Genomic DNA, 22158 nt, shown 5'->3' on the forward strand with positions numbered 1-22158 from the left:
CCTACCCCCGCTCATGCAACCCCGCCGCCCAATCATCGCGCAGGATGGCGTAGAGGATATGGTCGGCCCATTTGTCATTGATGCGCAGATAGGCCCGCGCATAGCCTTCCTTGGTGAAGCCGACCTTTTCCAGCACGCCGCTGCTGGCCTGGTTGGACGGCAGGCACGCCGCCTCCACCCGGTGCAGCCCCAACTGCCCGAAGGCAAAGGACAGCATCAGGCGCGCCGCCTCTGACGTGTAGCCGCGCCGGGCAAAGGGGCGGCCCACCCAATAGCCCATAGACCCCATCTGCGCCACGCCGCGCCGTACATTGGTCAGGCCGATGCCGCCCACCACCAGTTCCGTGCGCTGTTCGAAGGTCAGGAAGCTGTAGGTCTCATCATCGCGCCATTCGGCGGCCTGGCGGCGCAGGCGGCGGTTGAATGCCGTCTGGGTCAGAGCGTCGGGCGGCCAGGTTGGTTCCCAGGGCACTAGGAACTCGCGGCTGGCCTCCCGGATTTCGGCCCATTGTTTCCAGTCGCGCGGCTGTGCCGGACGGATGAAGACATTGGGGCCGTCAACGCGCAAGGGCGGGGGGCTTAACAGACCATCAGGGATCAAACGGATCATCCTGTTCCTGGCCCCCCGGTTCGCGGTTTCTTGTTGGTCGGTACTTTAAGCGTGATCGCGTCAGGCCGCCAGACGGCTTGTCACGCTGTCCAGGCTTTCCAGACCATCCAGAGGCCCCAGCGCCGTCAGGGTCGGCTTGCTGCCAAATATGCGTTCCGCACAGGCGGCGACGGCGGCCAGATCAACGGCATCCAGCTTTGCCACCGTTTCGGCGGGCGGGATGACGCGGCCATAGGTCAGCAGTTGCGAGCCCAGCTGTTCGGCCCGGTTGGTGGTGCTTTCCAGGCCCATCAGCTGGCTAGCCTTCAGCTGCGCCTTGGCGCGGACCAACTCCTCGGTCGTCACGGTGCCCGCCAGCTTTCGCACCTCCTCACAGATCACGGGGATCAGTTCGGCGGTGCTGTCGGGACCGGTGCCGGCATAGATGCCGAACACGCCGCTGTCGGCCATGGACCAGTTGAAACTGTGGACCGAATAGACCAGCCCGCGCTTTTCGCGCACTTCCTGAAAAAGGCGGGACGACATGCCGCCACCCAGCAGGGTGGACATCAGCATGGCGGCATACAGGTCGGGGCTGTTGTTCGACACCCCGTCAAAGCCCAGCAGTACATGCACCTGTTCCAGGTCGCGATCCTCCCGGAACTCGCCCCCGTGATAGATGGCCTGCTCCGCCCCTGTCGCTTCCCCCGCACCGGCATAGGTGAACAGGCGGGCGGCCAGTTCCACGACCTGTTCATGGGTGATGTTGCCGGCGGCGGCCACCACCATGTTGGCAGGCACGTACCGGCCCGTCACATAATCCACCATGGCGGCGCGCGGCAGACTTTCCACCACGTCCGAGGTGCCCAGGACCGGGCGGCCCAGACGCTGTTTCGGGAAGGCGGTGGCCAGGAAATGGTCATAGACGATATCGTCGGGCGTATCCTCCGCCTGACCGATTTCCTGCAAGATCACCTGGCGTTCCTTGGCCAGTTCCCCCTCATCGAACAGCGGGTTCTGCACCATGTCGGCCAGAATACCCAGGGCCAGACCCAGATCCTCCTTCAGGACCTTGGCGTAGTAACAGGTCTGTTCGCGACTGGTATAGGCGTTCAGATGGCCGCCGACATTCTCAATCTCCGCCGAAATGGCGAAAGCGTCGCGGGTCGGCGTGCCTTTGAACAGCATATGTTCAACCAGATGCGCCACCCCGTTGGCGGCCAGCGGTTCATGCCGGCTGCCGACGCCGAACCAGACGCCGACCGATACGGTCTCGACATGGGGCATGCTGTCGGTGGCGACACGCAGGCCGTTGGGAAGGGTGGTGACGCGGGTGCCGGGGGCGGCGGGGAAGCTGTTGCTCACGTAATCTCTGATCCGTTTCAGGCTTGCGGCTGTGCGACACGGGCGCGGGCCCGCACATAGTCCTTCAATATCTGGATATCGTTGGGAAGGATATCCAGTCGTTCGGGCCGTTCGTACAGGTCGGCCAGATGGCGGGGCAAGGGCGGGCGCACACCGGTGGCCTTTTCAACGGCATCGGGGAACTTGGCCGGGTGGGCCGTGCCCATGACAATGACGGGAATGGACCTGTCCAGCCCGGCATGGCGGGCGGCGGCCACACCCACGGCACTGTGCGGATCGACCAGATAGCCAGAGCCGGCATAGGCGTCGCGCATGACATCCAGGGTCTGTTCGGTGTCGCAGCGATAACCCGCGAACAGTTCGCGCACGCGGGCCAGCTGACCCTGGCTGACTTCAAACCGGCCCGTTTCGCGGAAGCCGGCCATGCATTGGGCCACGGCGGCGCCGTCCCGGTCCATCAGATCGAACAGAAGCCGTTCGAAATTGCTGGAGACCTGAATGTCCATGGAGGGCGACAGGGTCGGCACCACACCATCGGCCTTCATCTCGCCAGAGGCAAAGAAGCGGGCCAGGATGTCATTCTCGTTGGTGCCGACGATCAGCTTTGCCACCGGCACGCCCATCTGGCGCGCGGCATAGGCGGCATAGACATTGCCGAAATTGCCGGTGGGCACGGCAAAGGCCACTTCACGATCGGGCGCGCCCATGGCGACAGATGCTGCCACGTAATAGACGATCTGGGCCATGATGCGGGCCCAGTTGATGGAATTCACCGCCGACAGGTTCAACGCATCGCGGAACGGCTGATCGTTGAACATGGCCTTCACGGCGTCCTGGCAATCATCAAACGTGCCGGCCAGGGCGACGTTATGGACGTTGGATGACAGGACCGTCGTCATCTGCCGGCGCTGCACCTCCGAGGTGCGGTTATGCGGGTGCAGGATGACGATATCGACGCGTTCGCGATCGCGGCAGGCCTCGATCGCCGCCGAACCGGTATCACCGCTGGTGGCGCCGACGATGGTGACGCGGCTGTCCTTCTTGGCCAGCAGATGGTCGAACAGCTGCCCCAGCAACTGCAACGCTACATCCTTGAAGGCCAGCGTGGGGCCGTGGAACAGCTCCATCATCCAGGCATTGGCATCAATCTGCGTCAGCGGCACGACCGCCTTGTGCTGAAACGTGCCATAGGCGGCGTTCACCAGACGCGTGAAATCCGCGCGGTCGATGGTGCCGCCCAGGAAGGGCAGCATGACCTCGACCGCCAGTTCCGCATAGGACAGGCCACGGAAACGGCGCAGATCATCCGGGGTCAGCTTTGGCCACGCCGCCGGGACGTAAAGGCCACCATCGCGGGCCAGACCCGCCAGCAGAACATCGTCAAACGCCAGGGCGGGCGCCTGGCCGCGCGTGCTGATATAGGACACCTTTACCTCGACCCGATGCGGCATAACTCCAAGGCGCGTACCCTAGCCAGGGTGGCCACGGGCCGCAAGGGGACGGGGCCGGTCGCGTTGTGTCATTGGCTCATGCCTGCCCCGACCGGGCGGGGCACCACCAAAAGCGGTAGGCGCACTCTATTCATCTTGTCGCAGCCCTGCGCTTAGGTGGTATCGGATCAACGGTTTCCTTCGAGACCGCGAACGTTTATCTTAAATGCTGGATAGAGTTTGAACCCAACGGTTGCATATTTATTGCGCAGACAAAGGGGAGTGCGGGAGCGATGGGGTGGACGCAGGCCTTGATGATGGGGATGGTGATGGGCCTGGGCGCCTATCTCTTTACCTATCTTATGGGCCGCTATGCCGAAAGCTCCCTGCAGTCCGGTCATGACCTGAAGCGGATTGAGGAAGTCTTGCCGCGCCGGTCCCTGCTGGAGGCGAAGTTCGACCTGCGCCGCAGTGACCGCAAGGCACGGCTGACCCAGCTTCAATCCGAACTGGCCGAATTGCGCCGTCGTCGCTTCCTTCAGGAAAAGGCCCTGGTCGATGCACGGCGGGAGGCAAATGCGCCCGTGCGTATCGTCGGACCGGAGGGGCAGGCCCTGTTGAAGTTCCGTGCCTGGATGGTGAACCGGCAGGTACAGCAAGCCCTGACCGACCGCAAGCGTCACCCGACCCTGGACATGGAATGGGCCAATCCGCAGGTGATCGAGATTTGGGCCGACAATCTGTCGGATGCCAAGCGCGATGCGGGCCGCATCTTCCCCATGCCGTTGGGCTTTTCCCTGCTGAACATCACGCTGGAAAGTGCTGCACCCACGGCGGATGCCGCCGTTGCGGGTTGAGGGGTGTCATGACCGGTCCCATCATGCTGGTGGTGATGATCGTGGCGGTGGCCTTTGCCATGGCGCTGGAACAATCCATGCGCCGCGTCCGCGATACGCGCCGCCGCGTCACCCAACTGGTCAATAAAAAGCAGCAGCAGGTGGAACGGTTGCGCGTGGCGGGCCGTGAAAGCATGACGCTTGGCCGGGAGGTACGCAACCAGCAGCGTACCGTGGATCACTTGATTGAGGAAATCAGCCAAGTGGAAGGCGAGTTGCTGCGGCTGGCCCACCCGGCCAACCGCACCTTCGTTCTGGATGAAAAGCGCGGGCCCGCCGATGCCGGCTGGCATGTGACGGTGGAGGCGCCGACCGTTTCCGTCGGTCGCCATGGCCCGCCCTGGGAGGGACAGCGCCGGTTCCGCGTCTGGGCGCCCGACGAACATGCAGCCCGCGCCAAGGTGGAAAAGCGCTACGGCATGGACCAGGGCTATTCCATCATCGCCGTATTCCCCGCCCCGCCGCCGGTCGCCAACCGTAATGGCGATCCGGCGATGGTGTAACCAGTATCGTTCCCTCAAACGCCGGGCGCTGCCATCCGGCAGCTTGGTGTCATCCCGCCGCCTTCGCCTCCAGCACGGCCTGCTTCAACAGAGGCAGGCGGTCATTGCCGAACACCATCTCGGTGCGATTGACGACAAAGCTGGGCACCCCGAAGCAGCCGGCGGCCACGGCGGCTTCGACATAGGTGCCCTGGATGCGGGCCGTCTCTGGATCGTCCAGCATCGGCTGGAACAGGTGCGGTTCGATGCCCGCCGTGTCATTGGCGATCTTGATGCACAGCGCGTCATCAGCCGGGCTGATCCCATCCACGAAGATGGCCTTCATCAGGGCGCGGGCAAAGACCTGCCCCGCGTCGAACCGGCGGGCGGCCACACAGGCCAGCGCCAGACGCGGCGGGTTCGGCATCACGACATCCTTATAATCGCGCAGCGGCACGCCATAGAGCTTGGCAAAGCGCGCGAGATCGGTGCGGCGATAATCGGGGCGGAACTGCCCGGAATGCGGCACGGCCTGTTCAATGTCGTAGCCGGCAGCCTTGATGATGGCGCGGGCCGACACGGGATACCAGTCCACCCGGCAGCCGGTTTCGATCTGCAGCTTCATCATCTGCGTCCCAGCCAGATAGGCATAGGGGCTGGCGGGCGAGAAATAGAAATCGACGGTGACGGGACCGGGCATGGCGGCCTTCATTTCCTGGGCTGACGGGACGGGTACGTGGCGCAAAGCCTTGCCAGCCTCGGGCCGCCCTTGCAAGGGGGATGCGGGCAGCCGCCACAGCTTTGACCGGAAAAGGGGAATTGCCGGCCCGAAAATCCCGTATTGCCAGGGCCCGCCCCTTTGGGGCATTGTGCGCCCCCGCGCATGGTGGGGGCCTGTAGCTCAATGGTTAGAGCCGGCCGCTCATAACGGTCTGGTTGGGGGTTCAAGTCCCTCCGGGCCCACCAGATCTGAAAGGCCGTCGGCATCTTGATGCCGGCGGCCTTTCTGCTTTCTGCCCTATTTCCGCATCCCTGATATGGCTCTGCATGCCTTTTTGTATACGAAGTTGGGGTTGTTATACCCGTATCGCGGGAAGCTGCCTGCTTCGGGGGTTTTAGCACCTTTGGGCGATAGATTGAGGAAAGTGCTTTCCCGGTCCGCCATCTGCGCACCGCATCGCCGCGTCCACACCGATTTTCCAACGCTTGTTACAAAAAAATTGCTCGACCAGACGATTTGGTCTTGCCGTCATGCATACACAGAACGTATAGAATTTATACACAACAAGCGATGGCGCCGGATGGATCAGGGGTTTTGCGGATAATTTCTCTTCCGCCCCCGATGTTTCGAGACCGGGTGCCGCACAGGACAGGGCCGGCCTTAACGGCCCTTCAAGGGGAGGTTCGAGATGTCTATGCGTGCGCAATTGTCGTGGCGTCCGTCCTTGCTGGCCGTGGGCCTGGCGCTGCTTTCGGGTGTGCTGCCGGCGGGCGCGCAGGAGAAGAAGGCGGATGCCGGCCCCATGCTGGACGAGATCGTGGTGGTCAGCCAGAAGCGTGCGGGTGCCGTGGATGTGCAGGCCGTGTCGGTCGCCATCACCGCCTTCGACGCCAACGCCATCGAGAAAAGCTTTGCCACCGATCTGGTGGATGTGGGCCGCATGGCGCCCAACATCCAGCTGAACCAGTCGGGTACCTTTGGCGGCTTCTCCAACTTCTTCATCCGCGGCATCGGGTCGTCCAATACGATCCGCACCGTGGACCCGGCTGTCGGCACCTTCGTTGACGGCATCTATATCGGCTTCGGCCCCGCCTCCATGCAGGACACGTTCGACATCGCCTCGGTCGAGGTGCTGCGCGGGCCGCAGGGCACGCTGTTCGGCAAGAATGTGACGGGTGGTGCCGTTTCCGTGATGTCCACCCGTCCGACCGGGGAACTGGGTGCCGATATCAAGGTCACCTATGGCAATTATGACCGCATGGACGTGTCGGCGGCGGTGCAGTTCCCCATCATCGAAGGTGAGCTGGCCGGCAAGATCGCCGCCATGTCGAAAAGCCGCGACGGCTATTTCAAGAACCTGACCACGGGCCGGACCAAGCCCGATGTCGATACCTCCATCATCCGCCCGACCTTCCGCTGGACACCCAATGAGGTGCTGACCGTCGATCTGATCGGTGAATATTACCGGGACAAGGGCGGGTCATCGGCGTCGCAGAACCGGGACAGCCGGGTCAATCCGCGCATGCTGCTGGTCAATGGCCAGCTGGTGGCCTCGCCCGCGACCGTGCAGCGCGTGTTCGGCTATACCCCGCCCACGGACAAGTATGACATCAACCATAATGACCAGGGCTATGTCGACACGACGGCGGGTCATGGCATCATCGATGCCAGCCTGGACCTGGGCCATGGGATCGTCTCGCTGGTCACCGGCTATCGCGAGGTGAAGTTCAACTCCTCCACCGATTTTGACGGCTCACCCTATGTGGTGTTCGAATTCCCGGACAACCGGGAGCGTCAGCACCAATATTCGGGCGAGCTGCGCTATGCGTCCAACTTCTCCGATACGGTGGAGTTCACGGCGGGCCTCTATTACTTCACGCAGGAAATGTACATTGCCGAACGCCGCGCGGCCTATGCCAGCGGTCCGGCAACCGCCCCCGTCATTTCCCGCACGGTCGGCATCGCCAAGACCGATGACAGTTCCTATGCTGTGTTCGGCCAGGGCTCGGTGAAGTTCACCGATCAGCTGTCGCTGATCCTGGGTGGGCGCTATACGGTGGAGAAGAAGGAGATCGAACTCTGCCCCTTCAACGCCGCCCTCTATACCAGCCTGAATTTCAACGCCTGTCCCGTGGCGCGTCTGAACGGCGATGACAAGTGGAACAGCTTCTCGCCCAAGGTCGGCCTGGACTATAAGGTCGATGATGATGTGCTGCTCTATGCGTCCTGGACCAAGGGCTTCCGCTCCGGCTCCTTCAATGCCCGCGCCACCAATGCCGCCGTGCTGGGACCGGTGGATCAGGAGACCGTGTCCTCCTATGAGGCGGGTATGAAGAGTGAGCTGATGGGAAGGCGTCTGCGGCTGAACACGGCGGCCTTCTTGTCGGATTACACCAATATCCAGCGCACCGTGTCCGATACGGTCATCGTCAATGGCCTGCCGACGGTGACGCAGGTGCCGCGCAACGCGGCATCGGCCACCATCTGGGGTCTGGAACTGGAAGGCTCCTTCCTGGTCACCGATGCCCTGACGCTGGATGCCTCGCTGGGCTACACCAATGCCGGTTATGACAGCTTCGCCAATATCGATACGAACCGGAACGGCGTGTATGAGCCGGCCATTGATGGTCCCATCGCCAAGGATCTGAAGTTCGAGCGCGTGCCGAAATGGCAGTATGCTGTGTCGGCCAGCTATGAGGTGCCGGTCTCGGACACGTCCTCGCTGCGCTTCCGCACCTCCTATACCTGGGTGGATGATCAGTTCATCGACACGCTGAACAGCCCGTCGCTGGCGCTGAAATCCTATGGTCTGTGGGATGCGTCGGTCAGCTACTCCCTCAATGACAGCTACACCGTGTCCCTGTTCGGGCGTAACCTGAACGATGCTGAATATTATGATTTCGGCTTTGACGGCGGCACGCACCGCGCCGTCTGGGGCGGCACACCGCGCACCTATGGCGTGGAACTGTCGGCGAAGTTCTGAGGGTAAACAGCGCCCCTCGCCCAAGATAGTGGGAGAGGGAGGGGCCCATCGCTGTGAAGCGATGGGAGGGTGAGGGAGCGGCGGTGCAAAGCTTGGTCCCCCTCACCCTCCCACCCGCGCAGAACGCGGGCGAGCCCCTCCCTCCCCTTCAAGGGGGAGGGGTGACATGAGAGGAAACACCCATGGCAACGACCCTGACCCTGGAACAGCGCATCGCACGGCTGGAGGCGCGGGCCGAGATCAATGATCTGGTGGCCCGGTACGGCCTGACGGTCGATGACCGTGACCTGGATGGGCTGGCCGACCTGTTCACCGAGGATGGTGCCTTCAGGTCCAAGGACGGGGTGTTGGACGCGCGGGGCCGGGCGGCGGTGATTGAGCAGTATCGCGGGCGGTTCGCGGCCCTGGGTCCCTGCAACCATTTCACCCATGACAAGATCATCGCCTTTGACGATGCCGACCCGGACCGGGCCACGGGCATCGTCACCTCGCATGCCGAGGTCTGGCGCAATGGTCAGGCCATGCTGACGGCCCTGCGCTATCAGGACGAGTATCGGCGCGGGAGCGATGGCAAATGGCGTTTCGCTGACCGGCTGCTGACCTTCTTCTATTATCTACCCGTGACGGAATATGCCGAGGCGCTGGGCGATCCGTTGCGCCAGCGCGCCTATGGCGACCGCCGCCCGGCCGATTTCCCGGAGGCGCTGCCGACCTGGCGGCTGTATCACCAGCAGGGGGGGAATGCCGACTGATGACCCACAGCCTGATGTCCGGCATCGAAACGCCCGAAACCAAGGCCGCCGCCCGGCTCGTGCCGCGTGACGGGCTTTACGCCTGGTATGTCACGATCCTGCTGACGGTCGCCTATGCGGTCGCCTTCGTGGATCGGCAGATCCTCAATCTGCTGGTGGAGCCGATCAAGGGGCAGTTCACCCTGTCGGACACGCAGATCAGCCTGTTGCAGGGCCTGTCCTTCACATTGGCCTATGTGTTGATGGGGCCATTGTTCGGGCGGTGGACGGATATCGGCAATCGCCGCACCATCATCTGGACCGGGGTCACCCTCTGGTCGGTCTTCACCATCTTCTGCGGCCTGTCCCAGACCTATTGGCAGCTGTTCGGGGCGCGGATGGGGGTGGGCGGGGCGGAGGCGTGCCTGATGCCGGCGGCATGGTCGCTGCTGTCCGATTATTTCAGCAAGGACAAGCTGCCGCGCGCCATGAGCATCTTTCTCATGGGGCCATATCTGGGCGGCGGATTGGCGTTGATCTTCGGCGGGCTGGTCATACAGCAGCTGGGCCATGTCGGGCCGGTGGATGCCGGTCCTTTCGGCCTGCTGGCGCCGTGGCATCTGGCATTCATCGTGGTGGGCGGGCCGGGGCTTTTGCTGGCGGCCCTGATGCTGACGGTGCGGGAACCGCCACGGGCCAAGGTAGCGGGGCAGGCGGAGCAGGAACGGTTCACGCTGGCACAGATCTGGCAGTTTCTGAGTGAACGGCGGGCCTTCTATGGCGCGTTCTATGGCGGCATGTCGCTGCATGTCATCGCGCTTTATGCCTTTCCGGCCTGGATACCCAGTTTCCTGATCCGGCATTACGGGGTGTCCATGGCCTCGGTCGGGCTTGAATATGGGGCCTCGGTTCTGATTGCCGGGTCGCTGGGCGTGTGGTGCGGGCCTTATGTCGCGAAATTCCTGGCCGCGCGCGGCTATGTTGATGCCGCCTTCCGCACGCCGGCCCTGACCACGCTGGGCGTGGTGCCGTTCGCGGTGCTGCTGCCCTTTTGCCCGACCTATGAGCTGGCGCTGGCGGCGGCGGTGGGGGTGACCTTCTTCTATACGCTGCCCATGGCCATGGCGGCGTCCTCCATCCAGATGGTGACGCCCAACCGCATGCGCGGGGTCGTTTCCTCCCTCTATGTCTTCACGGTTTCCATCGTGGGCCTGGGGTTGGCCCCCACCTTCATCGCGCTGATCACCGACCGGTTGTTTGGTGATCCGGGCATGGTGGGCTGGTCGCTGGCCCTGGTCTGTTCGGTGTCCAGCATCGGCGCCTCGATCCTGATGCTGCGCGGTCTGGGCGCGTTTCGCGCGGCCCTGGCCGAAGGGGAGAAGGTGTCGTGAAAGTTCTTGTCTTCGGTGCCACGGGGGATCAGGGCGAGGCGCAGCTGCGTCGACTGATCGCTGCCGGCCACACGCCCGTTGCCGTCGCGCGCGACCCGTCGAAACTGGGTGTTGCCGGTGTGGACAGCGTGGCGGCGGATTACCGCGACCCCGACAGTCTGGCTCGCGCCCTGGACGGGGTGGACGCGCTGTTTATCACTATGCCGTCCACATCGTTCCAGGCGGCAGACCCCCTGATCCGTGCCGTGGAGGCTATTGGCAAGGCCGCAGCGCGGCAGGGGCTGCGCATGGCTGTCTTCAACAGCTCCATGATCATCAAGGATGAGAAGCGGGGTTTCGCCGCCCATGATGCCCGCTGGGAGATGCGCGAAAGGCTGCGCGACAGCGGCGTGCCGACCGTATCCATCCAGCCCGTGATCTATCTGGATAATCTGCTGCGGGCCTGGGCACGGCAGCACATCCTGGAGGAAGGGCGCATTTTCTATCCCCATCATCCCGAACTGGATGTCTGCTGGATCTGTCAGGATGATGTGTCGGACCTGATGATCGCCGCATTGGACCGGCCGCATCTGTCGGGCCGTGCCTATAATGTCGGCGGGGCGGAGGCGATCCGGGGGCCGGATCTGGCCCGGCGGCTGGGTGTTGTGCTGGGCCGGTCCCTGCGGTTCGACCCGCGCCCGATTCCGGATTTCTGCGAGGCCATGGCCGGCGTGTTCAAGGATGTGACCACGCTTGACCGTGACCGCCTGACCGGCGAACTGCGCCGCATCTATGAATGGTACAATTTCGGGGAAGAGAAGCCCTTCTCCGTGGATATGGCGCCGATCCTGGCCGATCTGCCTGTGACGCTGACGCGGTTGGAGGATTGGGCCGTACGTCAGGACTGGCACGCCTGATCCATCCTCTTTCCTCTCCCACCCCGCCCTTGTTAATCTGGATAGGTAGGCAGCGGCGTCCAGGCCGGCATAGAGTGCCGGCACCGGGTGGGGAGGGGTGGGTATGATCCTGATTGTCGAGGATAGCGAGGAACAGCGCATCATCCTGTCGGCCATCATCGCCCATTCCAACCTGGGCCCCAGCCAGACCGTTGGAAGTGCCGAGGAAGCGTTGCAGGCGTTGGAGATTGACAGGATAGAGGGGCCCGCAGCCGATGTGCGCGCCATCCTGATGGATATCATGCTGCCCGGCATGGACGGGATAAGCGCTGCTGTCCGGATAAAGGCCAATCCGCGTCTGGCGCCGATCCCCCTGATCGTGATTTCGGCGCTTGAAGAAAGCGAAAGCCTGGCCGCCGCCTTTGCCGCCGGGGCCGCCGACTATATTGTGAAGCCGGTGCAGCCCGTGGCATTGGCCGCCCGGCTGCGCACCACCCTGCGCCCGCCGGCAGGAACACGGCTCAAATCGGTGGATTGTCGACAGGCGCTGGACGGGATTTTCGTGTCTGGCGTGCGCCTGGATGTTTCCATCGCCGACTGGCCGGAACTGAAGCTGGAACTGGGCCAGCATGGGGCCGACGAGATCCGGGAAAAGCTGATCGAGGCTTTTTCATCCGTCCATGAGCGGGCCGACAAATGGGTCTGCCGGGCGGGAGAGGGCGGCTTCTCCCTGCTGGTGGCGGGGGCGGAGAATGGCGGCGGCCTGTTGCAACTGGCTGAGGAGATCGCCTGCGACATGCCCTGGCCGGAAGTGCGCGTGACCCTTTGCCCCGTGGGGGCGGCATGAGCCCGGACGATATCGGCAAGACTGTCGCGGCCCTGGTTTCCCGCCTGCCCACCGGTGCGGCCCGCCTGCTCTATGGCGAACTGGCCGGGGCGGGGGAGGCGAATGCCAAGGTCGCCGTTGTCCGCCGCGCCCTGGTGGAACGGATCAACGCCTCACGCCAGCAGCATGGACGCCGGCTGTTCACGCAGCTGTTCGAGCCGTTCATCACGGCGGACATGGAAATGCTGCGCCCCGGCCATTCCGGCATCGGGGTGCTGCACACGGTCGATATCGGTGCCGTCTGGACCCAGGCGGCGGCGGGTCCGCTGGCCAAGCTGGCGGCGGAGATCGAGGCGAAACTACCCTCACTGGTGGCCGAACGACCGCTGGATCTGGTGCTGTCTTTGCCGGAAATTCAGGGATTGCAGGAACAGGCCCGTAGAGGGGTGCTGGAATGGCTGACCGGCGATGCGGCCCGGCTGCACAAGGTGCTGGCAGCACTGAACAACTGGCGGGCTGCGGAGCTGCGCCGGATGGGGGCGGATTTCACGCCGCGTTCCCTGACCACCGAAGACCTGATCACCCTGCGCGGCGCCCTGATCCATGGCGCCTCCCTGCGGCCCATCGCGCAGGCGGTGCTGGCCGACAGCGGGTCGGCGGAAACCATGGTGGAACTGGCCGGCAGCTTCGCGCTCCACCCGATCCAGTCGCTGACCACGCCGGAGGCGCGCATGGCGGCCTATCTGGTGCCGCTTTCGCTGCTGCACCGGCGGCGCGCCTATCGCTCCGTCGTGCCGTTCCTGCTGGATGGCTCGCCTGCGGTGCAGGCCCGCATTCTGGAGGCGATGGACAGCCATTTCGCCCGCATCTGTGCCCGGATCGGCAAGGAGGCGGGGATGCTGGCCGGTGCCGGACAGCCCATCAAGGGGCCGCTGGCCGCCACCACCCTGCGCCGGCTGGTGCTGGGGGAGGAATTGGGCCACCTGGATGCCATCCTCAGCATCTATGAAGAGTTTGAGATTCTGGACGATCCGCGCCTGGGTGCCCAGGCGCGCGATTACATGGACCAGATGGTGAAGGCGGTGGAGCGCACCCTCTACCCGGCCCTGATCGACCGCTGTATCGCGGCGGGCCGTGCAGTGGAACGCGCGCTGCCCGATCAGGATGCGCTGGAATGGGCGCTGGGCCTGTGTGTGCGCTGGCGGACGGTCATTGGCCGTGTCATGCATTGGGGCACGGGGCACAGCAATTTCAAGGAACAGGTGTTGGAGCTGGCCAAGGCGGGTTTCCAATCGGCCCTGTCGGACCCGCGTGCCCTGTCCCCGCCCGACCGGCTGGGTCAGGCGGTGCGCATGCTGCAAATCTCCAAACCGCTGGGCGGCGGGGCGGAGGGATGGATCACCCTGCTGGACAAGGGCCTGGTCCGCACTGTCAGCGACCGGTTGCGGCAGGAGGACCCCCTGCGCGATGGCGAGCGCGATCTGGCCGCCGCCCTGATGGTGCTGGTGCGTGACGAACTGCGCCGTACACGCCATTGGCGTGATACGGGGCTGGTCGCGCTTGACGAGCTGGCGCTGGCGGCGGGGCTTTGACGCCCTGCCGGATTAGGTCTTTTGGCAGGGTTTCCGCCTATCGAAATTGCGCTATTTCCAAATAGTTTCAATTTTACCTATTCTTCTGGATACGCATCCTGCGGTGGTCCTTGACGGTCCAATCCCGTAGAGATGGCGATACACGAAGAGTTCATTTTATTCCTTCCTGTTCAAAAGGTTAGTGCCTATCCGAAAGGCTCGGGTTTCTTCTCCTTTCCCGCCGTTTTCCCCCATCGACCAAGGTTTCCCCGCATGTCCCAGACGATCATTCCCGTCATCCTGTCCGGTGGCAGCGGTACGCGGTTGTGGCCGCTGTCGCGTGAACAATATCCCAAGCAGTTCCTGCCACTGGCCGGCAGCCGCAGCCTGTTGCAGCAGACGGTGGAACGCTGTCTGGCCGCCGGTCTGGGCACGCCGATCCTGGTGGGGGCGGAGGCGCACCGTTTCGTGCTGGCCGAGCAGTTCCGCGATATGGGCGTCACCCCGCGCGCCCTGGTTCTGGAACCCGCTGCGCGCAACACGGCACCCGCCATCGCCGCAGCCACCCTGCTGGCGCGGGAGATTGACCCGGATGCGCTGCTGTTGGTCCTGCCCGCCGATCATGTGATCCGGGATGGGGCGGCCTGGGCGGCGGCCGTGCAGGTTGCGGCCCAGGCGGCGGCGCAGGGTCATCTGGTAACCTTCGGCATCAAAGCGGAAACGCCGGAGACGGGTTTCGGCTGGATCCGGCCCGGTGCCGCGCTGGACGGGATCGAGGGTGCCTTCAAGGTGGACCGTTTCGTTGAGAAACCGGCCCTGCCCAAGGCGGAGGAATTGCTGCGCGAAGGCTGTTCTTGGAACAGCGGCATGTTTCTGTTCGCGGCATCCGCCATGCTGGAGGAACTGACGCGGTTTGAGCCGGCCTTGCTGTCGGCGGTGGCGGCGTCGGTCGCGGGCCGGGCCAGCGATCTGGATTTCGTGCGTCTGGCCGCCGATGCCTTCAAATCCGCCCCGTCGGTCAGCATCGATGACGCCATCTTTGCCCGCACCGAACGCGCCGCCACCGTGCCCTGCTCCATTGGCTGGTCCGATGTCGGGTCCTGGTCGGCGCTGCATGAGGTGGTGGAGAAGGACGGGGACGGCAATGCCACGCGTGGCGATGTCATCCTGCGCAATTGCCAAGGGTCCTATGTTCGCACCGATGGGGTGCTGACGGCGGTCCTGGGCCTGTCGGATGTGGTGGTGGTCGCAACGTCCGACGCCATCCTGGTGGCGCACAAGGATGCGGTGCAGGATGTGAAGGGCGTGGTGCAGAAGCTGAAGGCCGATAACCGCAAGGAGGCCGAAAGCCGCCCCCGCGTCTATCGCCCCTGGGGCTATTACCAGTCGGTGCATGCCGGCGACCGGTTCCAGGTCAAGCGCATTACCGTCAAGCCCGGCCACAAACTATCGCTGCAAAAGCATTTCCACCGCGCCGAACATTGGATCGTGGTGAATGGCACGGCCTTGGTCACCCGCGATGGCGAGGAGATCCTGGTGCGGGAGAACGAGTCCATCTATCTGCCGCTGGGCGCTGTTCACCGCCTGGAAAATCCCGGCAAGGTGCCGCTGAACCTGATCGAGGTGCAGTCGGGTTCGTATCTGGGCGAGGATGATATCGTGCGCCTGGAGGATACGTATGGGCGGGCGTGAAGAACCTCCGGGGTTACCGCCCGAAGTGCCGCTTCATCACCGCTTCCGCCGGCTTGCCCTGCAAGGTGAAGTCAGTGTCCTGCGGGCCGCCAGCGTCGGGATCGCTGAACCAGCGCCAGAGCAGGACATCGCGCAGCCCGTGGCGGTCAAGGGCGGTCAGCCAGTGATCCAGCACGCGGGCCTGCAAATCCACATCGGGATGGGCGTCGCGCTCTTCCGGGCTTTCCCAGGGTTTGGCCTGTCCGCCAACCGCGCTGCGCAGGCCCAATTCGCCGATCCAGAGCGGGCCTTGGCGGGCGAGATTGGCGGCCAGGGTGTCGATGCGGCCCGCCATTCCGGCATCATCATCGCCCAGCGGCGGGTAGAGGCTGATGGACGGGATGTCCAGCAGGGTGCGAAAGGGCAGGCGGTCCAACTCGCCATCCCAATGCGCGACATAGGTCAGGGTTCCCCGGAACCGGCCCCGCACATCGGCAATGATGCCCGCCCAGGCGGGATCGCCGCTGACGCCGCGCAGTTCGGTACCCAGGGCCAGCGCGTCGGCCCCTTCTTCCTGTGCCAGACCGGCAAGGTCGAGAAGCAGCGCGCGGTAGCGGCGCAGCCATTCTGCCTGATCGGCAGCATCACTGAATTCAATGGCCCCGGCCCAGGTCTGCGGCACCCAGACATGGGGCTTCAACAGGACCTTCAGGCCCAGGCCGCGCGCCTGCCGGATGCCGGCGCGCAGTTGATCCAGGCTGACGGCGTCGCCCAGCACGATCTTGGGATCGGCGGGTGCCGACTGCCACAGGAACGGGATCAGGGAAACGGCATTGCCGCCCAGACCGCGCAGGTGGCGCAGGGAGCGTTCGCAGGCAGGGGAACCCAGTGGCGCGTCGGGCGTTGCGATCAGGTTCACACCCCGCCAGGGCGGCGCGCCGGCACCCGTGCACGCCGCCGGCAGCAGACCCAGTCCCGCCAGAACCGCTCCCAGTTTCAGAATGCCGCGCCGCGAGGCGTATCGTTCCCGCCGCAATCCGCAACCCTCCGCCCTTTCACCGCCGGACGCCATCGGGCACCGGCCACGGCCCCCTGTCAATGGTAAGCCCCATGCGCCACGCCCTGATCGCCGCCTTGTTCACTGCAACCGCCCTGGTCGCCCCGGCCCTGGCCGCCGATCCGGCCAAACCCGACACACGCAGCGTCACGCTGCGCGACCTGGGCTATCCGGACGGGGTCACCCTGTCCGGCATCTCCGCCCGGCAGGATATCTTCTTCCCGCTGCCGGCCTGGGTCCCGACCGACAATCTGCAACTGGACATGAAGCTGGATACGGCCCTGGCCGAGGGGCAGCGGGCGTCGGTGCAATTGCTGCTGGATGATCAGCCGCGCTGGGCCGGGGCCCTGAAACCCGGCAGCCATGCGCAGTCGGTGACCACCAGCCTGAAACGCATCGACCTGCGGCAGGGCTTCACCAAGGCCACCATCGCCTGGGGCGCGCAATGGACCGATAATCGCTGCGTCGATCAGCGGCTGCCCGGCGGCTTCGCCACCCTGTCACCCGACAGCGCCGTGACCTACAGCATCGATCCGGCAAAGATCGACAGCGTCCGGGCCGCATGGTCGGCGCTGGGGCCGCGCGTCAGCATCTTCGTGTCGGCGGAAGGGTTGAACGCCACACAGTTTCAGGCCGTAACCCGTCTGGCCGCGACCCTGATCCGCGAAGGACGCCGCGTCCATATCATCCGTATTCCGTCGGGCAAGGCTGCTGCTGCCGATCCCAATGCCCCGAAGATCGACCTGCCGCCGCCCCCGCCCCTGCCGACCCAGGCGGAGATGGATACCGGCAGTGTCTTCGTGGCATCCAGGGCTGAGATCGAGAGCTTTATTGGTTTCATGAAGTCCAAGGCTGGTGGACAAGCCAATTACGCGCTGGATACCTATGGTGGTGCGGATATCGGGCTGTTGAAGGGCATGGGGGTCCCGTCCATCGCACTTCTGGATGGGATTGATGGCGAGAAGGTCCGCTTCCTGACCGATGGCTGGTCGCCCCTGGCCGATATGACCGCCAATGCCATCAACGCTGCCAAGCCGCAGCCGGCCAGCCTGATCGGCAATGACGGCATTCCCTTTGCCGCGCTGGGTCTAGGCCAGGGCGTGCAGGAACTGGTGGACCGGGCGGAATGGCCGCTGCGTCTGGATTATGCCCAGGTGCCGCAGGGACAGCGCCCGGCGGCGCTGGAGATCGAGCTGGCGCCCGGCAGCACCATGGGCGACAAGCCGCAACTGCTGCATGTCTTCGTCAACAACACCCTGCTGCGCAGCGTTTCCCTGCCCGATGGCGGCAAGGTGCAGCGCATTTCGGTGCCGCTGCCCGACGGTCTGTTGGGCCGGTCGAACGCCATCCGCATCGTGCTGCAGCGGCAGGCGTCGGGCGGAGATTGCCGGGAGGCACCGCTGGCCAGCCCGGCGCAGATCCTGCCCGGCAGCCGCGTCACCCTGACGCCCGACAGCACCAAGCCCGCCGATTTCTACGCCCTGTCGCCGTCCATGGCCAAGGGTGCGACCCTGGTGGTAACGCCGGATCAGTTGAAGGATGTGGCGGCGGTCAACCTTGCCGCCCGTATCGTGGCCGATCTGGTGCCGGCCCAGGCCCCGCTGTCGGTCATCGTCGGCGATGGCAAGGCCACGCCCGCCACGCCCTTCATTCAGCTGCCGGGTGCCAGCCTGCCGGGCAAGCCCGACCTGCCCGTCCGCCTGGATGGCGGGGCGGTTTCGGTCAAGGACCGGTCGGGTCAGACGCTGCTGGATGTCACGGGCACCCATGGCCTGATGACGGCGCAGTTGGCCAGCCATGACGGCACACCGGGCCTGTCGCTGGCGACCAGTGATGGCCGCATTTCACCCCTGATGCCGCGTCTGGCCTTTGACAAGGGCAATGTCGCCTTTGCCGATGATACCGGCGTCCTGATGGCCTTTGACACGGTGCGCGACCGCGCCGTGCGGGTCGTGGTGGCTGATGATGCCGGCTGGGCCGACTGGCTGGACCGGTTCCGCATCGTGCTGGTGCTGGGTGCCTGGGGTCTGTTGACCCTGGTCGGCGTCGGCGCGCTTCGCCGCTGGTACCGCAACCGCGCGCCGAAGGCTTGATCCGGCATGGCCCCCATTCCACCCTCTGCCACCCCCACCAGCGGCGACATTGTCCCCCCCATTGGCGAGCTTTTGCTGGCCAAGGGGTTGATGACCGTGGCGCAGGTGGAACGGGCGCTGGAACTGCAACGGCAATGGAAGGTGCCGTTCGGTGATGTCGTCATTTCCCAGGGCATGGTGAAAGCACGCGAATTCTACCGCACGCTGGCCGACCGTTTCCGCCTGCCCTTCATCGACATGATGGCCGAACGGCCGGAGGACGGGCTGGCGGACAAAAGCCGGGTGGATGAGTATAGCCGCCTGCTGCTGCTGCCTTGGAAAAAGGAAGGTGACATTGTCACTGTGGCCACCGCGGATCCGGGGCCGAAGGCCATGCTGTTCGCGCGCCAGACCTATGGTCCCAAGACCCGGATGGTGGTGACGTCGAAATTCGACATCGTCTGGACTTTGCAGCGCCTGTTCGAGGATGAGTTCAACCATCTGGCCGTCCACGCGCTGGCCGACATGGACCCGACCAGTTCGGCCCGGACCGTGGTGACGCCAGGCCAGATGCTGTTCCTTTATGGTTTGCTGTCGGTCTTCCTGCTGGGTCTGGCCTTCGCACCCATCGGTACGCTGATCACGGCCAATGTCATCATGGCCTTGTTCTATCTTGGCAATTTCTTCCTGAAGACCATCCTGGTCTGGTTCGGGTCGGATGCCAAACAGGTGGATCGCAAGGTGACGGATGCAGAGGTCGCGGCCCTGCATGATGATGACCTGCCCACCTTCACCGTCCTGGTGCCCATGTACAAGGAGCCGGAGGTGCTGCCCATCCTGGCGGCGGCGCTGCGGCGGCTGGACTATCCCATCGCCAAGCTGGATATCAAGCTGGTGCTGGAAGCCGGCGACCATGAGACGATCAATGCCGCCAAGTCGCTGGGCCTGGAAGGTATTTTCGAGATCATCCGCGTGCCGCCGACCAAGCCGCAGACCAAGCCCAAGGCCTGTAACTATGCCCTGCGCTTTGCCCGTGGCGAGTATCTGGTGATCTTCGATGCGGAGGATCAGCCGGAGCCGGACCAGCTGAAAAAGGTGGTCGTCGCCTTCCGCAAGGCCTCGCCCAATACCGCCTGCATCCAGTGCCGCCTGAACTATTTCAATGCCAATGAGAATTGGCTGACGCGGATGTTCACGCTGGATTATTCGCTCTGGTTCGATTTCATGCTGGGCGGGCTGGAACGGCTGAATATCCCCATCCCGTTGGGCGGCACGTCGAACCATTTCCGCATGGATGTGCTGACCAAGCTCCACGCCTGGGACCCGTTCAACGTGACGGAAGATGCCGACCTGGGCGTGCGGCTGACGCAGAAGGGCTATCGGGTCGGTGTCGTGAACTCGACCACGTTCGAGGAGGCGAATGTCTCCATCCCCAACTGGGTGCGGCAGCGGTCACGCTGGATCAAGGGCTATATGCAGACCTATCTGGTGCACATGCGCGACCCGATCCACCTGTACCGGTCGGTGGGGGCGGGCGGCTTCTGGGGGTTCCAGTTCTTCATCGGCGGCACCATGCTGTCGGGCCTGCTGAACCCCATCTTCTGGGGCTTCTACCTGATCTGGTTGCTGATCGGCGGGACCTGGCTGGACCCGCTGTTCCCCACGGCGCTGCTGTACCTGTCCTTGTTCAACCTGCTGGCCGGCAATGGGCTGTTCACCTACATCTCCATCATCGCACCGGTAAAGCGCGGCTGGACCAATCTGGCGCCCTGGGGCCTGACGGTCATCGGCTATTGGGCGCTGATGTCGGTGGCGGCCTATAAGGCGCTGTGGCAGTTGGTGAAGAACCCGTTCTATTGGGAGAAGACGCAGCACGGCCTGTCGCAGACCACCAAGCAGGAAGTGGCTAAGGCGCTGGCCAGCATGGGGCAATCATCATGAGTGCCGTTGCCCATGCCAGCCGCCCCTATGTGACACCGCAACTGGACAAGCGTGGGGCGCGGTCGGTTCCGCGCTGGCTGTTCGCGGTGTCGTTGGCCCTGCTGCTGCCGCTGATCGGGTTCGTGGCGTCCTGGCCGATGCAGGGGGGCTGGCTGGGTCCGGCCATGGCCGACCGCTGGACCCGCGCCCTGCTGGCCACCGCTGATGTCGGGGCGTTTCGTGACCTGACGGGCACGGCCTATCCGGTCCTGCCATTGACCTTCGACATGGGCATCGCCCTGATCCCCGGCCTGGGTGGGGTGCCGGCACCGCTGGTTGTCAATGTCCTGATCCTGTCCATCGCGGCTTCTCTGTGGGTGCGCATGCTGGTGGCGGGCGGGCACAGGGTGGTGCCGTCGCTGGTGACGGCGGGGCTGCTGGCCTGCGCGCCGTCCCTGGCGCTGACGGTGGCGGCGGGCGGGGCGGCGCCGCTGGGCGTGCTGGCCTTTACCGTTGCCGTCTCCTCTTCCCTGCGGCTGGTGCGGCGGGGAGAGGTGAATGCCATGATCGCGCTGGGCGTGTCGCTGGCCTGTCTGGCGCTGTCGGATGCGGCGGGTGCCTATCTCGTGCTGGCCGCCGTGCCCTTCATCGCCGTGATGCTGCCGGCGCGCATGGTGGCGACATCGGCGTCGGGCAGCTTGCTGTTGGTGATGTTCCCGCTGATGTTCGCCTCCATGGCCCTGTTCTATGCCAACTGGGTGTTCGGCGGCTCCCCCCTGGCCTTCGCGGCGGGGGTGGATGCCGCCATCCATGGATCGGCGGCGCATGTAGGGGACAGTTCCTGGCTGATGGGACCGGGCGGGACCATGGGCATGGCAGTCCTGGCGGGGGCTGCCCTGATCCTTGCCAATGCACCGCTGCTGCCGGTGGGCATGCTGCTGGGCGACAGCGGGGCGCGGCGTGTGTTGCTGCTGCTGACCGGCATGCTGCTGACGGCCCTGGTCCTGACGTCGGCCACATGGTTCCTGGGTGATCCGGGGCGGTTGCTGGCCTATCTGGCGCCGGTATCGGTGCTGGCGGCGGCGGTGACGGGGCGCAACCGTCTGCGTTCCGGACTGATGCCGCTGCTGGCGGCGGCGGGGTTGCTGGCCGGATGGTGGGCGCAAGGGCAGGTGGGCGATGCCGACACTGCCGGCTGGCGTCAGGCCGTGCTAGGTGCGGGCCAGGTGGAGGGGGATACGCGGGGCGAGCTGGCGCTGGGCAGGTTCCTGCGCGATCTGGATGATGTCGCCATCGATGGCTTGACAGCAGGCGCCGTGGTGCCGGGCCGGGGCCGTGCGGCGGGTCTGGTCCTGCCCAGCAATGACCGGCTGAAGGCCGATCTGATCGTCCGCCAACTGCGCACGAACTATGTCGCGCTGCGCGACCCGGTCAGTCCCGCCGGCACCCGTGACCGGATCGCACAGGCATTGCCCGATCTCTGGCATGATGCGGGCACTGGGGCGGTTCTGATATATGACCGGGGGGACTGGCGCGTCTGGCGTCTGCCGGCCGACAGCGGGAAAAGGGGTGAATGAC

General features: G+C 64.7%; 17 protein-coding genes and 1 tRNA gene. 13 read left to right on the top strand and 5 right to left on the bottom strand.

The genetic code is table 11. From position 1 onward, the window contains the following. Position 1: 1 nt before the first annotated feature. From ACT6Q8_RS14150 to thrC, 3 genes are read right to left on the bottom strand one after another with little or no spacing between them, the layout of a single operon-like run. A complete protein-coding gene (locus tag ACT6Q8_RS14150; protein ID WP_054168815.1) occupies positions 2-610 on the bottom strand; it encodes a GNAT family N-acetyltransferase in 609 nt (202 codons plus the stop codon). 60 nt (positions 611-670) lie between these two features. Then, the gene (locus ACT6Q8_RS14155; protein ID WP_444733344.1) at positions 671-1954 is read right to left on the bottom strand and encodes a M16 family metallopeptidase; all 1284 of its coding nucleotides are present in this window, start codon (positions 1952-1954) and stop codon (positions 671-673) included. 17 nt (positions 1955-1971) lie between these two features. Then, a complete protein-coding gene (gene thrC, locus ACT6Q8_RS14160) occupies positions 1972-3381 on the bottom strand; it encodes a threonine synthase (protein WP_444733453.1) in 1410 nt (469 codons plus the stop codon). Positions 3382-3677: 296 nt separating this feature from the next. On the opposite strand from thrC, the gene ACT6Q8_RS14165 reads away from it, so the two are divergent. Further along, on the top strand, positions 3678-4241 hold the full coding sequence (locus ACT6Q8_RS14165; protein WP_102113083.1) for a hypothetical protein: 564 nt from the start codon (positions 3678-3680) through the stop codon (positions 4239-4241). Positions 4242-4249: 8 nt separating this feature from the next. After that, the gene (locus ACT6Q8_RS14170; protein ID WP_444733345.1) at positions 4250-4783 is read left to right on the top strand and encodes a hypothetical protein; all 534 of its coding nucleotides are present in this window, start codon (positions 4250-4252) and stop codon (positions 4781-4783) included. Positions 4784-4832: 49 nt separating this feature from the next. Here the strand turns inward: ACT6Q8_RS14170 and ACT6Q8_RS14175 are convergent, their stop codons facing one another. Continuing rightward, entirely contained in the window at positions 4833-5462 is a 630-nt protein-coding gene (locus ACT6Q8_RS14175) for a 2-hydroxychromene-2-carboxylate isomerase (RefSeq protein ID WP_444733346.1), read from the bottom strand. A gap of 190 nt (positions 5463-5652) precedes the next feature. Between ACT6Q8_RS14175 and ACT6Q8_RS14180 the strand changes: the two genes are divergently transcribed. The 8 genes from ACT6Q8_RS14180 to ACT6Q8_RS14215 all read left to right on the top strand — a co-directional run bounded on the left by ACT6Q8_RS14180 (position 5653) and on the right by ACT6Q8_RS14215 (position 15552). Then, positions 5653-5728, top strand: a tRNA-Ile gene (locus tag ACT6Q8_RS14180). A gap of 443 nt (positions 5729-6171) precedes the next feature. Then, the gene (locus ACT6Q8_RS14185) at positions 6172-8466 is read left to right on the top strand and encodes a TonB-dependent receptor (protein ID WP_082372440.1); all 2295 of its coding nucleotides are present in this window, start codon (positions 6172-6174) and stop codon (positions 8464-8466) included. A 182-nt stretch (positions 8467-8648) separates the two neighbouring features. After that, positions 8649-9218, top strand: coding sequence for a nuclear transport factor 2 family protein (locus ACT6Q8_RS14190; RefSeq protein ID WP_054168820.1), 570 nt, complete (start codon positions 8649-8651; stop codon positions 9216-9218). After that, entirely contained in the window at positions 9218-10588 is a 1371-nt protein-coding gene (locus ACT6Q8_RS14195; RefSeq protein WP_444733347.1) for a spinster family MFS transporter, read from the top strand. The genes ACT6Q8_RS14190 and ACT6Q8_RS14195 overlap by 1 nt, the downstream gene beginning before the upstream one ends. Further along, on the top strand, positions 10585-11484 hold the full coding sequence (locus tag ACT6Q8_RS14200) for an SDR family oxidoreductase (RefSeq protein WP_054168822.1): 900 nt from the start codon (positions 10585-10587) through the stop codon (positions 11482-11484). Before ACT6Q8_RS14195 ends, ACT6Q8_RS14200 begins: the two co-directional genes overlap by 4 nt. 103 nt (positions 11485-11587) lie before the next feature. After that, positions 11588-12310 (top strand): response regulator, encoded by a 723-nt coding sequence (locus ACT6Q8_RS14205; protein WP_054168823.1) that lies wholly within the window; start codon positions 11588-11590, stop codon positions 12308-12310. Next, complete coding sequence (locus ACT6Q8_RS14210; protein ID WP_444733348.1) at positions 12307-13881, top strand: hypothetical protein; 1575 nt, start codon at positions 12307-12309, stop codon at positions 13879-13881. Before ACT6Q8_RS14205 ends, ACT6Q8_RS14210 begins: the two co-directional genes overlap by 4 nt. Before the next feature lie 252 nt (positions 13882-14133). Further along, on the top strand, positions 14134-15552 hold the full coding sequence (locus ACT6Q8_RS14215) for a mannose-1-phosphate guanylyltransferase/mannose-6-phosphate isomerase (RefSeq protein ID WP_444733349.1): 1419 nt from the start codon (positions 14134-14136) through the stop codon (positions 15550-15552). Between the two features lie 13 nt (positions 15553-15565). Here the strand turns inward: ACT6Q8_RS14215 and ACT6Q8_RS14220 are convergent, their stop codons facing one another. Further along, complete coding sequence (locus ACT6Q8_RS14220) at positions 15566-16567, bottom strand: glycoside hydrolase family 113 (RefSeq protein WP_444733350.1); 1002 nt, start codon at positions 16565-16567, stop codon at positions 15566-15568. 74 nt (positions 16568-16641) lie between these two features. Here ACT6Q8_RS14220 and ACT6Q8_RS14225 point away from each other — a divergent pair, with 74 nt between their 5' ends. Genes ACT6Q8_RS14225 through ACT6Q8_RS14235 form a run of 3 tightly spaced genes read left to right on the top strand, consistent with a single transcriptional unit; the run spans position 16642 to position 22157 of the window. After that, a complete protein-coding gene (locus tag ACT6Q8_RS14225; protein ID WP_444733351.1) occupies positions 16642-18681 on the top strand; it encodes a cellulose biosynthesis cyclic di-GMP-binding regulatory protein BcsB in 2040 nt (679 codons plus the stop codon). A 6-nt stretch (positions 18682-18687) separates the two neighbouring features. Further along, positions 18688-20601, top strand: coding sequence for a glycosyltransferase family 2 protein (locus tag ACT6Q8_RS14230; protein ID WP_444733352.1), 1914 nt, complete (start codon positions 18688-18690; stop codon positions 20599-20601). After that, positions 20598-22157, top strand: coding sequence for a hypothetical protein (locus tag ACT6Q8_RS14235; RefSeq protein ID WP_444733353.1), 1560 nt, complete (start codon positions 20598-20600; stop codon positions 22155-22157). Before ACT6Q8_RS14230 ends, ACT6Q8_RS14235 begins: the two co-directional genes overlap by 4 nt. Position 22158 lies beyond the last annotated feature (1 nt).

It is taken from the genome of Niveispirillum sp. (genome assembly GCF_052437035.1).
In the GTDB taxonomy this organism is placed as follows: domain Bacteria; phylum Pseudomonadota; class Alphaproteobacteria; order Azospirillales; family Azospirillaceae; genus Niveispirillum.